Here is a 14,569-nt window from a genome sequence, read left to right as displayed (position 1 = left end):
CGGGTGAGCAGCCGACCGACCCACTAGTGTCTAATTGCATTATTAACCGGTAGTAACTATCATGCTTCTCCATTGCTTCGTGGTGGAGGAGATGTGGTGGGACGTGTGGCGGTGGCGCTGTCTTGCACAGCGGAGGTGAAGGAGGAATTGGAGCGTATGTCACGGAGTCGCAGTGGCGAGGTTCGCTTGGCCGAGCGAGCGAGAATCGTGCTGGGTTGTTTGGAGGGTCTGCGAAACGACGAGGTTGCCCGCGCAGTTGGCGTACGTGCGAACACGGTGGGGCTGTGGCGTCGGCGCTTTGCCGAGCATGGTTTGTCGGGCTTGCGTGATGCTGCGCGGCCGGGCAAGCCGGCGAAGTACGGGCAGGATCTGCGTGACCGCATTCTGGCGCAACTCGAACGGACACCGCCGGAAGGTATGGCAAGTTGGGATGGTGGTTCGCTGGCGAAGGCGCTGGAAGTATCGGACGATGCCGTGTGGCGCGTGTTGCGTCGGGAGGGCATCCAGCTGCAGCGGCATCGCTCCTGGTGCGTGAGCACGGACCCAGAGTTCGCCGCCAAAGCAGCGGATGTCATCGGGTTGTACCTTAACCCACCTGAAAACGCGCTGGTCCTGAGCGTCGACGAGAAACCCTCGATCCAGGCTCTGGAGCGTCGGCGCGGCTATGTCCAAACCAGTAGCGGAAAGGTGGTTCAGGGACTGAAAAGCACCTACAAACGCCATGGCACGGTCAACCTGTTCGCCGCCCTCGAAGTGGCCACCGGCGTCATTCGAGGCAAGACTACCCTAACCAAGAAGCGCGCTGATTTCCAGGCCTTCATGGAGGAGACCATCGCTGATGAACCCGTCGACCGTGAGATCCACGTCATCTTGGACAACCTCAACACGCACAAGAAAAACGACGAGTGGCTCGCCGCTCACCCCAACGTCACCTTTCACTTCACGCCCACCAGCGCCAGTTGGCTAAACCAAGTGGAGATTTGGTTCGGCATCTTCCAGCGCAAGACCCTGAGAAACGCCAGCTTCTCGAGCCTGGATCAACTCGTTGCCGCCATTCACAGCTTCACCGCGGCTTACAACCAGAACGCCGCCCCATTCGCCTGGCGAAAGCGAGAGGTCAAGGGCGCGCAGCTGCGGAATACTATCGTTAATTTATGCAATTAAACACTAGCGCGACTCGCTCGCCGGCTTCGAAGGCCTTTCTGTCGCAGGCAACGCTCGGCGCTGCTCGAAAATGCTCATGAAGGGCGGCCTCATTCCGCCATCGCCCGAGCCTCTCGTCCTTCGAGTTTCACCCAATGGCAGCCAGCGCCAGGGCCTGTCCTGCCTTCGTGAGGGTATTCTTTTACGGAAAGCTTGCCATCGCGATGGCGACCAGGGCGCGCAAGGCCGGGTCTTCCGCCAGAGAACGACAGCGGGAGCCAATTGGTGCGGGCGATTGACGGCAAGCGCCGGAAGCCCGGATACTCTCACGCGCGGGGTCAACTTCCTGATCCCTGACCCCCGATCCATCAACCCATCAACCATCGATCAGCGCTCGCCCGTCGACCCGGCGGCGACGGCTGATGATTCCCGGTGACCAGCAAGCGAGGCGGTGCATGGTAGCGGCAGAACTTACCCTGGGCGACGCGTCGCTGATCACGGTCACCTTCCTGTTTACCGATATCGAAGGGTCGACGAATCTGTGGGAAACCGAGTCGGCAGCGATGCGCGTCGCGCTGCAGCGGCACAACGTGCTGCTCTCGTCGGCGATCGAGCGCCACCATGGCTACGTCTTCAAGACCGTCGGCGACGCTTTCTGCGTCACTTTTGACGACGCCGCCGACGCGCTCCGGGCGGCCTGCCAGATCCAGGCCAGCCTCGCCGCCGAGCGCTGGCCGGCACGCGCCAGACTGCGCGTGCGCGCGGCGCTGCACACCGGCCCGGCCTACCTGAGCGCCGGTGACTACTTCGGTACGACGGTCAATCGCTGCGCGCGCCTGCTGGCAGTGACGCTTGGCGGCCAGACGCTGCTGACCTCGCCGACCGAGGTGCTGGTGCGCGAATCCTTGCCCGCCGGCACCAGCCTGCGCGACACCGGCATGCTTCGCCTGCGCGACCTGCCGCAGCCGATGCACGTCTTCCAGCTGATGCATCCCGGGCTGCCGCCCGACCTCTGCGGGATCGGCGACACGTCCAGCGGCAGCAAGCTGACGGCCGAGCCAATGGCTCGCTTCAAGCCGCTCGATCTCTACGAAGTGCCGACACTGCCGACCATTGTCGTGCACGCGCTGAAGGTACTGCAGAACCCGAACAGCGACGCCAGGGCGATCGAGCGGGTAATCGTCAACGACCTGGCGATCTCGGCCAAGATTCTGCGCGTCGCCAACTCGGCTTTCTTCGGCTACTCGCGACGCGTCGGCACCATCGCCGAAGCCGTTCGCGTGCTCGGCTTCACCAACGTGCAGGGGATGATCATCTCGGTCGGCGCCTTCGACGCCTTCCGTACCGAGCGCCTGAACCTGCTGGATTTCTGGAAACACTCGATCACCACGGCGACGGCGGCGCGCTTTCTTTCCCGGCAGCTGCATTGCTCGGCCGACGAAGCGTTCATGGCCGGCATCCTGCACGATATCGGCAAGCTGATCTTCGCCGTCCAGGCCGAACCCGGCTACCACCAGGTTCTTGAGCTGCTGCGTGGCAGCGCGGCGATGAGCAGCCTTGAAGCCGAACGAACGCTGTTCGAGTTCACCCATCCCGAAGTCGGCGAGATGGTCGCCGAGCGCTGGGACCTGCCGGCGAAGTACGTCGCCGCGATCGCCCACCATCACGACCCCGACGCCGCCGGCGACGAACGCGATTTCTGCGCACTGATCGGACTCGCCGATCAGGCCGCCTACGCGTCGCTGAGCGGCGCCGAAGGATCGGCGGAACGTGACGCCGAGCGGCTCGCCCTGCTCGGCAGCCTGGCCTTGAGCGCCAGGCATTGGGACGAGTGCCTGCAACATCTGCACGACGAGCAGGCAAACATCGCGGCGCTGCTGGGCGCTATTCGCTGAGCGCTTGGCAAGCCACGGCGAGGCGCGTTTTTCCACTTGCTTGCTCGGCGAAATCCGCTATAATGCGCAGCTTCCTTGGTGGCCACAGCCTACCTGCCACCAGCGACGAAGCACCCAAAAGCGCACGTTACACTACGCGCACTTGGATCAAGGAGTGGTAGTTCAGTTGGTTAGAATACCGGCCTGTCACGCCGGGGGTCGCGGGTTCGAGTCCCGTCCACTCCGCCAGCACACAAAGAAAAAGCCCAGCTGCCTGGGCTTTTTTCTTTTTCGGATCGCGTCGCGGCCCTCGCCGAGTGCGCAGAGTCTGCCCAGGACGCCCCCTTCGCTGCCCCGGCGGCCAGGCACCGAGCACCGCCAGAGCGGCCTTGTGCGCCGCAGATGAAGAGTACGGCGAGCCGGAGCCTGTTCTATAATCATGGGCTTGAAGCAGAAAACAAGACCACGCCACCCGACCTGGTCGGGACCAGCTGGCAGCGCTCGAGAACGAGACAGGACCTGCGAATGACGCCAAGAATCGTGTACACCATTGTTTTCTCTCTTGCCTGCGCTACGGCCTGGTCGGAAGAAGCAGTCAAACAAGACCCGCAAGCAGGCCTTCCTGCGCCCAGCAAGCCAGTCGCCGCGGCCGTCCCGGTGGGCAGCGACGGGCCCTTGCCGGTGATCGAAGTCAAGGCGCCAGCGCCGATGCCCGAAACGATCGACCTGACCTACGAGTCTGCCGAGATCTTCCAGCACCTGCGGCGCGGCTTCTCGATGCCGAACATCAACAACGAGCTGGTTCTTCATCATCAGCAGTGGTATCTGAACCACCCGGACTACCTGCGCCGGATGGTCGAGCGGAGCAGCCGCTACCTGCATTTCATCATTATCGAACTCGAGAAGCGCGGCATGCCGATGGAAATCGCGCTGCTGCCGATGGTGGAAAGCGCCTACAACCCGACCGCCTACTCGCGCAGTCATGCTTCCGGTCTGTGGCAGTTCGTGCCGGCAACCGGCAAGCAGTACAAGCTGGAACAGAACTGGTGGGTGGACGAACGGCGCGACATCATCGCCTCGACCGGCGCCGCCCTCGACTACCTGCAATACATCTACGAGTTGCACGGCGACTGGCACCTGGCGCTCGCCTCGTACAACTGGGGCGAAGGTGCCGTCGGTCGGGCGATCAAGAAAAACGAAGCGCAAGGTCTGCCGACCGACTACCTGAGCCTGAAGATGCCCGAGGAAACGCGAAATTACGTTCCCAAACTGCAGGCCTTGAAGAATATCTTCAGCAACCCCAACATCCTCGCCGACCTCAACAAGCTCGGCGTCCCGATGCGCCCCTACTTCGCGACGGTCACCTACCCCGGCAATATCGACGTCAAACTGGCCGCGCAACTTGCCGAAATGCCGGTCCAGGAGTTCGTCGCGCTGAACCCCTCGCACAATCGCCCGGTGATCCGATCCGAAACACCGATGGTGATCCCGGCCGACAAGGTCGAAACCTTCAACCACAACCTCGAAGCGCACGAGGAAGGCGATAAGCCCCTGTCGTCCTGGCAGGCCTACACGCTGCAGCCGGGCGAGAAACTCGAGAATGTCGCACCGCGGTTCGGGATGACGGTGGCCGGCCTCAAGGCGGCCAACGGTATTCAGGGCCGCACCAGGCTCGCTTCGGGAGCGACGCTGCTGGTCGCCGGCGAAGCGAGCGAACCCGAACCCGCCGGCCTGAGGGCGCCAGCGCCTACGCCTGCGCCAGCACCGATCGTCGAACCGGCAGCGCGCGCGCCGGCCGTTGAGGCGGCCGCGCCGACACCGGCGACGCTCACCCGTAGCCACAAACACACGGTCCGCAAGGGCGAGACGCTGGCCGTAGTAGCCGAGCGCTACGGCATGAGCCTGGCGGAATTGAAGCAGCTCAACAAGCTACGCTCAAATCAAGTGAACGCCGGCAGCACGCTGACCGTGGCGAGCAGCGAAGCGGCGGCGCCAGCGGCCAAGCAGCCGCCGCGGGTCAAGACGGAGATCGCCAGCAAGTCGGAACCAACGCCGAGCAAACGCCAGGCCGAACCCGCCCGCCGCACGCATACCGTTCGCCGCGGCGAAACGCTGTTCGGCATCGCCCAGCGCTATGACATGACGGTCAGCGAACTCAAGCAGCTCAACAAACTGCGCTCGGATCAGGTGACCTCCGGCACCAAGCTGCTGGTCAACTCGCAAAGCGGCCGGCAAAGTCTCGTCAGGCAACTCTCCACGCGGCTCGCCTGAGCCGCGCGCCGGCTCTGCCCGGCGAGCAGCAAACCCACGACAAATGCTACGAGCGCTACGAGTGCTACGAGTGGAGATGGCAACGCACCGTGTGCGTGCTCGACAGCGTCGTCGTTTCGGGGTAACGCTCGCGACACGCGGCGCTGGCGTGCCGGCAGCGCGGATGAAAGTGGCAACCCGCTGGCGGATTCGCCGGTGACGGCGTCTCACCCGGCAAACGGATGAACTCGGGCTGTTCGTCGAGACGAGCACTGGGAACCGCTGACAGCAACGCACGCGTGTACGGGTGCTGTGGCGAACGCAGGACGTCATCGACCGACCCACGCTCGACAATGCGGCCCAGATACATCACCGCCACCTCGTGCGCCAGGTGGTCGACCACTGCGAAGTTGTGGGTGATGAACAGGTAGGCCAGTCCGAGCTCGGCCTGCAGCGTGCCGAGCAGATTGAGGATTTGCGCCTGCACCGAGACGTCGAGCGCCGATGTCGGCTCGTCGCAGATCACCAGGTCGGGCTGCACCGCCAGCGCGCGGGCGATGGCGATGCGCTGCCGCTGGCCACCCGAGAACTCGTGCGGATAGCGCCCGGCGGCCGCGTCCTCCAGACCGACCTGCCGCAGCACGGCGGCGATCGCCGCCGCCCGGCCCTGCCGGTGCATATCGATGCGCAGCGCGCTCATCCCCTCGCCGATAATCTCGCCGACCGCCATGCGCGGGTTGAGAGACGCAAAGGGATCCTGAAAAATCATCTGCATGCGGCGGCGCAGCGGTCGCCGGGCCTTGCCCGAGACGCCGCCGAGTTCCTGCCCGAGCAGGCGCACGCTGCCGCCGCTGGCGGCGATCAACTGCAGGATCGCCTTGCCGACCGTCGTCTTGCCGCAGCCCGACTCGCCGACCAGCGCCAGCGTCCGCCCACGCGCCAGTTCGAGCGAGACGCCATCGACCGCCCGCACGTGCCCGACGGTGCGCTGCAGGATGCCGCGACGGATCGGGAAGTGGACGCGCAGATCCTGCACCTCGAGCAGCGGCGCACCCGGCGCCAGCGCGGCCTCACCAGCGGCAGCCGGCGCCGCCAGGCGGCCGCCTGGCGCGTCGGGCAGGCGATCGAGATGACAACGCAGGCGATGGCCAAGGGCGACCTGCCGCCCCTGCGGTTCCTGCTGACGACAGAGTTCCCAGGCGTGCTCGCAGCGGCTGGCGAAACGGCAGCCGCTCGGCATTTCGGCGAGTGGCGGCACCTGCCCGGGGATGGTCTCCAAGCGGCCGCCGCGGCGTGCCAGGTCGGGCAAGGCGGCGAACAGTTTCTGCGTATAGGGGTGGCGCGCGGCCGAAAAGAAGACCTCGCGCGGCGCTTCTTCGACGATTTGACCGGCGTACATCACGGCGACGCGCGTCGCCATCTGCGCGACGACGCCGAGATCGTGCGTAATCAGCAGCATGCCCATCGCGCGTTCGCGCTGCAAGCGCCGCAGCAGTTCGAGAATCTGCGCCTGGATGGTGACGTCGAGCGCCGTCGTCGGCTCGTCGGCGATCAACAGGCGCGGATTGCCGGCCAGCGCGACGGCGATCATCACCCGCTGCTTCATGCCGCCGGAAAGCTGGAACGGATACTCGCCGAGGCGGCGTTCGGCGTCGGCGATGCCGACCGCAGCGAGCAGCTCCAGCGCGCGCACGCGCGCCGCCTGTCCGGCCAGGCCGAGGTGGCGCTCGAGTACCTCGCCGATCTGGTGACCGACGGTGAGCACCGGGTTGAGGCTGGTCGCCGGCTCCTGGAAGATCATCGCCATGCCGCCACCGCGAACGCCGCGCATCTCGGCTTCCGGCAGCGCGAGCAGATCACGGCCGTCAAAAAGCACCTCGCCGCCGGGCATCCGTCCGGCAGCCGGCAGCAGGCGCAGCAAGCCGAGCGCCGTCGCCGACTTGCCGCAACCCGACTCGCCGAGGAGCGCCAGCGTCTCGCCGGCGGCGACCCGAAAATCGACGCCGTCGACCGCCGCCAGCAGCGACCGGCCACTGGCGAAAGAGATGCGCAGATCGCGCACCTCGAGCAGGATGTCTTCACTCAACTGGGCGCTCAACTCGGCGCTCACCCCGGCCGCGCCGCTCATGCCGACCCGGCCATGCGCGGATCGAAAGCGTCGCGAACGGCGTCGGCGAGCAGGTTGGCGGCGAGCACCAGCGTGAACATGAAAACGAAGGCGGCACTCAGCGACCACCACACCGCCGGTTCGCGCGCCAGTTCCATGCGCGCGTTGTTGATCATCGTGCCAAAGCTGATCATCGTCGGATCGACGCCGATGCCGACGTACGAGAGCACCGCCTCGGCGAGCACCAGGCTCGAGAAATCCATGACCAGGGCGATGATCACGATGTGCATCAGATTGGGGACGATGTGGCGGCCGATGATCCGCAGATCGGTGACGCCAAAGGCCTGCGCGGCCTGGATGTACTCGAGTTCGCGCAGCTTCAGCGTCTCGCCGCGCAGCAAGCGGCACAGCCCGGTCCAGCTGGTCACTCCGAGGATGAAGCACAGCGCCAGCAGGCGCAGGTCGGCGCGCTCGGCGGCGGTAGCAAACCACTGCGGGTGGTTGTCGATCAGCACCTGCATCATCAGCACCGCGGCGGCAATCAGCAAGACGCCGGGGATCGAACTGAGCGTCGTGTACAGGTACTGGATCAGGTCGTCGACCCAGCCGCGGAAGTAGCCCGCCAGAATGCCGAGCAGGATCGCCAGCGGCAAGGTCACCAGCGTCGTCACCAGACCGATGACCAGCGCCGTGCGAACGCTCTTGAGAACCTGATAGAAGACGTCCTGACCGACCTTGTCGGTGCCGAAAACGTGGTACTGCCCGGCGAGCATCGCCAGCGGCAGCGCCACCAGCAGCAGGCAGGCGACCGCGGCGAGCACCGCGTTCCAGGCGAAATCGCTCTCGTTGCTCCAGATTCGCCGCCACGCTGCCGGCGCCGAGCACGCCTCGGCGCGCGCCACGCCGGCCGCCGTCGCCGCGGCGACCGCCCACCAGGCCAGAAAGGCCAGGCTGACGGCGCGCAGCAGGCGATCGCCGACGTCGCCATCGCGGCGCGCCTCGTCGGCGCCGAGATGCGCGCCGCCATGGCGCAGGCGCGGGTAATCGCGGCTCTGCTGCAGCTCGCCGGCGGCGTCGCGCGACTCGATCGATTCCTTGGCGTAGGCGCGTGTCGCCAGCGGCTCCGAATAGGTCTTCTCGTTGCGCGTGCGTAGCGGCGTCAGCAGCACGTCGAGCAGCGACAGCACTTCGACGGCGTAGGCCGTCGGCGGCGGCGCGGCCGTGGCCGTCGGCGGCGGCGCGGCCGTGGCCGTCTGCGGCCCGGCGGCGTTTTCCAGACGCGGCCGATAGTGCAGCGAATCGAGCAGACCGACGCCGACGAAGACCAGCAAGACCGTCGCCGACGCCATCCCCGCACGACTGCGGCCAACGCGCTGCCAGGCCGTCCGCCACAGGGGATTGCGCAGCGACAGCGCGCCGAAAACGATGGCCGCGACGAAGAGCAGCCAGATCAGCACGTCGGACCAGAGAATGACGGGAAGGAAGGTCATCAGTTGAAACGGATCCGCGGGTCGACGAAGGTGTAGGAGACGTCAGTGAGGATCAGGCCGACGATGTACAGCAGCGAACCGATGAAGACCATCGCCCGCACGACGGCAAAATCCTGCGCGTTGATGGCGTCGATGGTGTAACTGCCCAGCCCGGGAATTCCGAAGAACGACTCGGTGAGCAGCGAACCCATGAACAGCAGCGGGATGACCACCACCACGCCGGTCAGGATCGGGATCATCGCATTGCGCAGGACGTGGCGAAAGAGCACCACCAGTTCGGAAAGGCCCTTGGCGCGAGCCGTGCGTACGTAGTCGCGCGAGATTTCCTCGAGGAAAATCGTCCGATACCAGCGGGTCGACGAACCAACCCCGGAAATGACGCCGATCAGCACCGGCAGGATCACGAACTTCCACGCGTCGAGGCCGCCGCCATAGCCCGAAATCGGCACCAGCCGCCAGATCTTGCTGATCAGGAACTGGCCGCCGATGATGTAGAACAGGCCGGAAATCGACATCATCGCGACGCACAGCACGACGCCCCAGAAGTCGAGATAGCTGGCCCGGAAGAAGGTCAGCAGCAGCGCGAACGAAACGGTCACCAGCAGCCCGAGGATGAAGGTCGGCAGCGCGATCGCCAGCGACGGCCCCATCCGCGAGGTGATCTCGCGAGCGATGTCGCGACCGTCCTCGGCACGCCCGAAATCGCCGGCGAACATCCGTGCCGACTTGCTGAAGAAGATGGTGTCGGTGAGCACCGCGCTGCCGCTGGCGGCGTCGTTGATGAACAAGGGCTTGTCGTAACCACGCTCGGCTTTCCACTTGTCGATCGCTTCGGGCGTCACACGCTTGACGCCGAGCTGCATGCGCGCCATGTCGTCGGGCGTGTTGACGACGAAGAACAGCGCGAAGGTAATCAGGTTAACGCCGATCAAAATCGGCAGCGCGTAGAGCAGGCGGCGAACGAGGTAGGCAAGCATGGTCGGCGACTATACCGCAAGCCGAGGCGAAGCGCCGCGGCACGATCGGCCGCGCGCGGCGGCAGCCGGCGCAGTAGTCGAGCGCCACATCAGCGGGCCGTGCCGCGCTCGCGACGGCGATAGCCAATCGCTGCTGGCAGGATCACCGCCACCAGCAGAACGACCACCGCCAGCAGTGGCCACAGCACGGGTTCGTTCCACTCGCGCCGCAAGCGCTCGCGGCGGCCGACGTCGATGCGCTGGTACTTCAGGGTATTGTTGCCGACGTCGGTCGATTTGCGGTTGTGCAGCCAGTCGTGGCCGAGCGTGTAGCTCTTTGGATGAAAACCGAAGATCCACGGCGCATCGTGCTGCAGGATCGCGATCGCCTGGCGGATGATCGCCAGCCGCTCGGCGCCGCGCGGGCCGTCGCTCTCCATGTTCTTCATCTTCTCGAACAAGCGGTCGAACTCCGGGTTGACGTAATTCGAGGCGTTTTCGCCGGCCACCGCGACCTTGCCCTCGGAGCCGGCGAGCAGGAACAGGAAGTTCTCCGGGTCGGGATAATCGGCGTTCCAGCCGAGGTAATAGAGTTGCACCGCGCCCTTGCGGATCTTCTCCTGGAAGCGGTTGAAGTCGGTCGAGCGGACGACCAGCTGCACGTCGAGCTTGGCGAACTGCCGCGTCAGCCAGTCGAGCCGCGACTTGTCGCCCATGCCGCCGCTGGTGGTGTCGAGGCTGAGCACCAGCGGTTCGCCGCTGACCGCGTGGCGACCGTTCGGCCAGCCGGCTTCGGCCAGCAGCTTCCTGGCGACCTCGATCGGCTTGCGCCGCGCGCGCCCGTCGACCCAGTCGTAGACCACCGGGTTGCTGCCCGCCTGGCCCTCCAGATAGCCGAAAATCCCGGGCGGCAGCGGGCTGGTCGCGGCGATGCCGCGGCCGTTCATGAAGATCGAGATGAACTCCTCCTGGTCGATGGCGATCGACAAGGCCTGGCGCAGCTTGATCGCCGCCGGCGTCATGCCGCCGACGACCGGGTCGAGCATATTGAAACCCATGTAGAAAACCGACGGCTTGACGCTGGTCAGCAGCCTGATCCCCTTCTGGCGCATCTCGTCGGTGAGCTGCACGTCGCCGCTGCCGCCAAGCCGCACCGCCTGGTCGAAGCTGTCCGACGAGATCCCCGAAGCGTCGTAATAGCCCTGCAGGAACTTGTTCCAGTACGGAATCGCTTCCTTCTCGCGCGCGAAAACCGCTTTGTCGATGAACGGCAAGGGCTTGCCGCAGTCGGCGAGCAGGCCGGCCGCCTCGTCGCCCGGCTCGCCGACGCAGGGGTAGGTCTCGCCGTGGAAGTTCGGGTTGCGCTCGAGCACCATGCGGCTGTTCGGGTCGTTGCGGGTGAGCATGAACGGCCCGGTGCCGACCGGGTACCAGTCGAGCGTCAGGTTCTTCTCGGCCATCCCGGGCATGCTGTAGAAGCGGTCGACCTCGCGCGGCACCGGCGCAAAGAAGGGCATCGCCAGCCAGTAGGGAAACTGCGGGTACTTGCCGCGCAACTCGATGCGGTAGGTGTAGCGATCGACGCGGCTGACGCCGGCCAGTGGAAAACGATCGAGATCGAGCCAGGCACCTGCCGGCAACTCCCGGGCGGCCTCGTGCAGCGTCGTCCCGAGTTCGCGCAAGCCGACGATCCGCTCGCCCATCATGCTGAAGATCGGCGAGTGCAGCCGCGGGTGCGCCAGGCGCTTGATCTGGTAGATATAGTCGTCGGCGACCAGCTCGCGGCTGCCGGTCTCGGCGAAATCGGCGATCTGCTCGATGCCGCGCAATTTCTCGGCATCGAGATCGCCATAGAGCGGCTGCCCGGTCGCGTCGGTGGCGAAAGCCGGATGCGGCTGATAGCGGATACCCGGACGGATGCGAATCTCGTAAACGCTGGTCGCAATATCGGCGGTCGGCGCGTCGGCCGGCAGCTCGCGGCCCTGGGCATCGTAATAGCGTGCCACCGGCACCGCCTCGCTGGTCGCCGGAATCAGCGTATACGGCCGCTTCAGATAGTCGTACTGCAGCGGTGGCTCGTAGATCTGCGCGGTGAAGGTGATCTCGTCCTCGCTGTACGACTGCACCGGATCGAGGTGCTTGGGGCGGTCGGTAAACGCCGAATAGAGGATGTTCTGGCCGCGTTCGGACTTCGGGTAGGGATCGTTCTGCTCGCTGCTGCACGCCGAGACGAGCAGCAACAGCGACAGCAGGGCAAGGCGGATAAGCGACATGGGAGGCAGTTTACCGCGAACGCCGACGCTTTTGGCTGCCCGGCTACCGATACGGTTGATCGTCAGTCAAACCACTGCTGTGCGCGCCTACCGGACGAGCGGCCAAGCGCCCGAGTCGACCGGCCCGGAAGCCAAGACGATCCACCGCTTGCTGGAGGCATGAGCATTGGTCAGTTCAAGCGCAACGCCGACAATCCCCTCGAATGCGGCCTCCTGGTGGCCGACGAATGTTCGATGGAGAGCTTTGATGCCAGCAAGCCGGATTCAATGAGGGGAATCAGAGCGGCGGCGGAATCTGCTTCAACATGCCAGCATTCCAGCCAGAGCCGGGTCAAAATACCGGGGACAAATTCACGCTACGCGCAGCGAACGAAATTACACTACGGTGCATTCAGGAGAATCCAAATCATGCCCATCTACGAATACGCGTGCTCCGCCTGCGGCAAGGAGTTCGAAAAGCTGGTACGTCAGTCGTCGCCAGCACCGGCGTGCCCGGATTGCCACAGCAGCGACCTGCACAAGAAGCTGTCGACTTTGCCGCCGTCACCGGTTCGGCTCCACGAGCGGCCGACCTGCCTGGCCCCTGCGAAAGTTGCGGCCACCCTGATGGTCCGGGCGCCTGTCACTACAACTGAGACGCCAGGCCTGACCTTTGCCCAAAATTCGTGACCAGCAAGATCGGCGCCGATCGTGTATGGCGTGCTTGCGACACTACCGAGAAATTCCCAGCGCCTGCCAGAGAAAGTCGAATGAAATTGTGCGTCGGCCCTGCTCTGCCGCTTGCCGCTTTTCGCCGGCCTCATACATGCGTATCAGGCCCTTCACACGCTCCAGCCCCGTCGCCGTGTTGATCGCCTGCCGGGGGGTTTTGTTGGCGAGCGCGGGAATGGGCTCGTCGGGCCACTTGGCGTACATCCGCCGGAGTGTTTCTTCGATCATTTCGGCGAGAGCCTCCGGCGACATATCGAGGCCAGCGTCGGCGGGCTGCACGCGTTGACCGACAGGCATGTTGCGCAGCAGTCCCGCCGGGTCGGACAACTCGCGAGACACGAATAGAACCGCCTTGCCAGCAGCGGACTCGAACCAGAGGCGACCTTCATCGGCGTAGCGCTGCGTTTTGTAGAACACCGTGATCTTGTCGGCACCGTTCTCGACGTTGATCGTCGCCACCGAGCGTGTCTGCCCGTCTTTGCAGTCGATGAGACGATCCCAAACGGACTCGCGGTCACCGTCAAGGTCGCTCTGGGCAGACAGGCAGTGCGTCAAGGCGGTCCAGTCCCTGACGCGATAATGGTCCGTAATCAGCAACATGGGCTCGCCCGAGTAGGCGTCAATGAAAGCTGGCATCGGCATGGGAGCACAGAATTGTGCGAGCCACTGGCGTCGAATGATGAAACTCAGGATGCCCGGCAGGTCTTCCGCTGGCCCATCGAAGCAATCTCTGGCCGCGCGCAATTCCTCAACAACGAGCGACCCGGCAAGAGGCGAAAACGGGTAGGCCGCACCAGACAGCTCGTAGTGACCATCAAGCTTCATGATCCGAGCGCCCATTTGTATTCCGAGCATCGACGCTTTGCTACCGGACTTCTCACGCACGATGATCGGCGACGCTTCAGTGTCGAGCGAATCGCATAGCGTCAGCTGCTGATTCGGCGTGACGTCCGTAATGTCGTACAAGCGCAACGGGCGCTCCGCCATCTGCACGATCCAGGCGCGCTGATCCACCGTGAATAGCGGCCCACCGTGCCCCAGCAAGTATTCCGCTACCCTCCTGTACTCACCATGAACGAGAATCTGGCCTTCGGCCAACAGCCATTCCGTAGCGTTGAGTTGAATGCTGGTCTGCGTCTCCTGATCCTGAGCTAGAAGCGCATCATGTTCCTCTTCGCTCAATTCATCGTAGAGCATTCCTCCAATGGCCGCGCCGACCGCTTTACGATGTTTGTTCGTGAGCCACTCAATGGCGCGCTCCACCCCTCCTGCGTGACCTTTCCTTGCGGGTTCAACGAAGTCTGCAGGGCTGTTTGCGCAGCACTGCTTGTATTTCTTGCCGCTGCCGCATGGGCAGGGATCGTTTCGGCCAATCTTGTCGGTCATTTGCTGAACTCCACCCTCTCTCGTAATTCCTTGCCCGCCGTGCAGCGGGGTTCTTTGTCGCTGGCACCGGCACGGTCGCCCGCCTTTCGATTCCGCCCGGTGCGGAGCGACCGGTAGTTCAGCGCGAATTGCCGAAGCCGTTGCCCTGTATCCGCTCTCATCTTGCCAACGCGTTGCTCAGCCCGTCAAGAATCCCTTTGACGGCAAGCTCGGTATCTTTGGTGGCGCGTGGCGAAAAATGTACGGTGCGCCGGGTCAGGCCGCCAACAGACTTGTCCATCTCGATCATGCCTGGCCGCAGGTCATTGACTGCGAGAATAGGACAGTTTGAAATCAGAAGCCAGAGGCACTACCCCGCCAGGATCAGCCACCACCGATT

At 64.6% G+C, this 14,569-nt stretch carries 10 protein-coding genes and 1 tRNA gene; 5 read left to right on the top strand and 6 right to left on the bottom strand.

The window, feature by feature from the left end; genetic code table 11:
* Nucleotides 1–96: 96 nt before the first annotated feature.
* The 4 genes from QZ656_RS17770 to QZ656_RS17755 all read left to right on the top strand — a co-directional run bounded on the left by QZ656_RS17770 (nt 97) and on the right by QZ656_RS17755 (nt 5,288).
* Complete coding sequence (locus tag QZ656_RS17770) at nt 97–1,164, top strand: IS630 family transposase (protein ID WP_291991544.1); 1,068 nt, start codon at nt 97–99, stop codon at nt 1,162–1,164.
* A 434-nt stretch (nt 1,165–1,598) separates the two neighbouring features.
* A complete protein-coding gene (locus tag QZ656_RS17765; RefSeq protein ID WP_291994641.1) occupies nt 1,599–3,038 on the top strand; it encodes an HDOD domain-containing protein in 1,440 nt (479 codons plus the stop codon).
* A gap of 151 nt (nt 3,039–3,189) precedes the next feature.
* A tRNA-Asp gene (locus tag QZ656_RS17760) sits at nt 3,190–3,266 on the top strand.
* Between the two features lie 276 nt (nt 3,267–3,542).
* Nucleotides 3,543–5,288 (top strand): LysM peptidoglycan-binding domain-containing protein, encoded by a 1,746-nt coding sequence (locus tag QZ656_RS17755; protein ID WP_291994640.1) that lies wholly within the window; start codon nt 3,543–3,545, stop codon nt 5,286–5,288.
* A gap of 64 nt (nt 5,289–5,352) precedes the next feature.
* On the opposite strand, the gene QZ656_RS17750 is transcribed toward QZ656_RS17755, so the two are convergent.
* The 4 genes from QZ656_RS17750 to QZ656_RS17735 all read right to left on the bottom strand — a co-directional run bounded on the left by QZ656_RS17750 (nt 5,353) and on the right by QZ656_RS17735 (nt 12,093).
* The gene (locus QZ656_RS17750) at nt 5,353–7,395 is read right to left on the bottom strand and encodes an ABC transporter ATP-binding protein (RefSeq protein ID WP_291994639.1); all 2,043 of its coding nucleotides are present in this window, start codon (nt 7,393–7,395) and stop codon (nt 5,353–5,355) included.
* Nucleotides 7,392–8,864: an ABC transporter permease gene (locus QZ656_RS17745; RefSeq protein WP_291994638.1), complete on the bottom strand. Its 1,473-nt coding sequence runs from the start codon at nt 8,862–8,864 to the stop codon at nt 7,392–7,394. Before QZ656_RS17745 ends, QZ656_RS17750 begins: the two co-directional genes overlap by 4 nt.
* A complete protein-coding gene (locus tag QZ656_RS17740) occupies nt 8,864–9,841 on the bottom strand; it encodes an ABC transporter permease (RefSeq protein ID WP_291994637.1) in 978 nt (325 codons plus the stop codon). Before QZ656_RS17740 ends, QZ656_RS17745 begins: the two co-directional genes overlap by 1 nt.
* Nucleotides 9,842–9,930: 89 nt before the next feature.
* Nucleotides 9,931–12,093: an ABC transporter substrate-binding protein gene (locus tag QZ656_RS17735; RefSeq protein WP_291994636.1), complete on the bottom strand. Its 2,163-nt coding sequence runs from the start codon at nt 12,091–12,093 to the stop codon at nt 9,931–9,933.
* Nucleotides 12,094–12,252: 159 nt separating this feature from the next.
* On the opposite strand from QZ656_RS17735, the gene QZ656_RS17730 reads away from it, so the two are divergent.
* Nucleotides 12,253–12,762, top strand: coding sequence for a zinc ribbon domain-containing protein (locus QZ656_RS17730; protein ID WP_291994635.1), 510 nt, complete (start codon nt 12,253–12,255; stop codon nt 12,760–12,762).
* A gap of 42 nt (nt 12,763–12,804) precedes the next feature.
* Here QZ656_RS17730 and QZ656_RS17725 read toward each other — a convergent pair whose 3' ends face one another.
* Nucleotides 12,805–14,190 carry an SEC-C metal-binding domain-containing protein gene (locus QZ656_RS17725; RefSeq protein WP_291994634.1) on the bottom strand — a complete coding sequence of 462 codons (1,386 nt, stop codon included), beginning with the start codon at nt 14,188–14,190 and terminating at the stop codon, nt 12,805–12,807.
* 157 nt (nt 14,191–14,347) lie between these two features.
* Nucleotides 14,348–14,479: a hypothetical protein gene (locus QZ656_RS24175; protein ID WP_366522188.1), complete on the bottom strand. Its 132-nt coding sequence runs from the start codon at nt 14,477–14,479 to the stop codon at nt 14,348–14,350.
* Nucleotides 14,480–14,569: the final 90 nt, after the last annotated feature.

This window comes from Candidatus Accumulibacter sp. ACC003 (genome assembly GCF_907163085.1).
Lineage (GTDB): Bacteria > Pseudomonadota > Gammaproteobacteria > Burkholderiales > Rhodocyclaceae > Accumulibacter.
The sequence above is the reverse complement of the archived record's forward strand: the minus strand, read 5'-3'. Positions and strand labels throughout refer to the sequence as shown.

Bases quoted from the DNA above. Each gene is read 5' to 3' on its own strand.
- QZ656_RS17765 (WP_291994641.1), top strand. From the start codon at position 1,599: ATGGTAGCGGCAGAACTTACCCTGGGCGACGCGTCGCTGATCACGGTC.
- QZ656_RS17755 (WP_291994640.1), top strand. From the start codon at position 3,543: ATGACGCCAAGAATCGTGTACACCATTGTTTTCTCTCTTGCCTGCGCT.
- QZ656_RS17750 (WP_291994639.1), bottom strand. From the start codon at position 7,395: ATGAGCGGCGCGGCCGGGGTGAGCGCCGAGTTGAGCGCCCAGTTGAGT.
- QZ656_RS17745 (WP_291994638.1), bottom strand. From the start codon at position 8,864: ATGACCTTCCTTCCCGTCATTCTCTGGTCCGACGTGCTGATCTGGCTG.
- QZ656_RS17740 (WP_291994637.1), bottom strand. From the start codon at position 9,841: ATGCTTGCCTACCTCGTTCGCCGCCTGCTCTACGCGCTGCCGATTTTG.
- QZ656_RS17735 (WP_291994636.1), bottom strand. From the start codon at position 12,093: ATGTCGCTTATCCGCCTTGCCCTGCTGTCGCTGTTGCTGCTCGTCTCG.
- QZ656_RS17730 (WP_291994635.1), top strand. From the start codon at position 12,253: ATGAGCATTGGTCAGTTCAAGCGCAACGCCGACAATCCCCTCGAATGC.
- QZ656_RS17725 (WP_291994634.1), bottom strand. From the start codon at position 14,190: ATGACCGACAAGATTGGCCGAAACGATCCCTGCCCATGCGGCAGCGGC.
- QZ656_RS24175 (WP_366522188.1), bottom strand. From the start codon at position 14,479: ATGATCGAGATGGACAAGTCTGTTGGCGGCCTGACCCGGCGCACCGTA.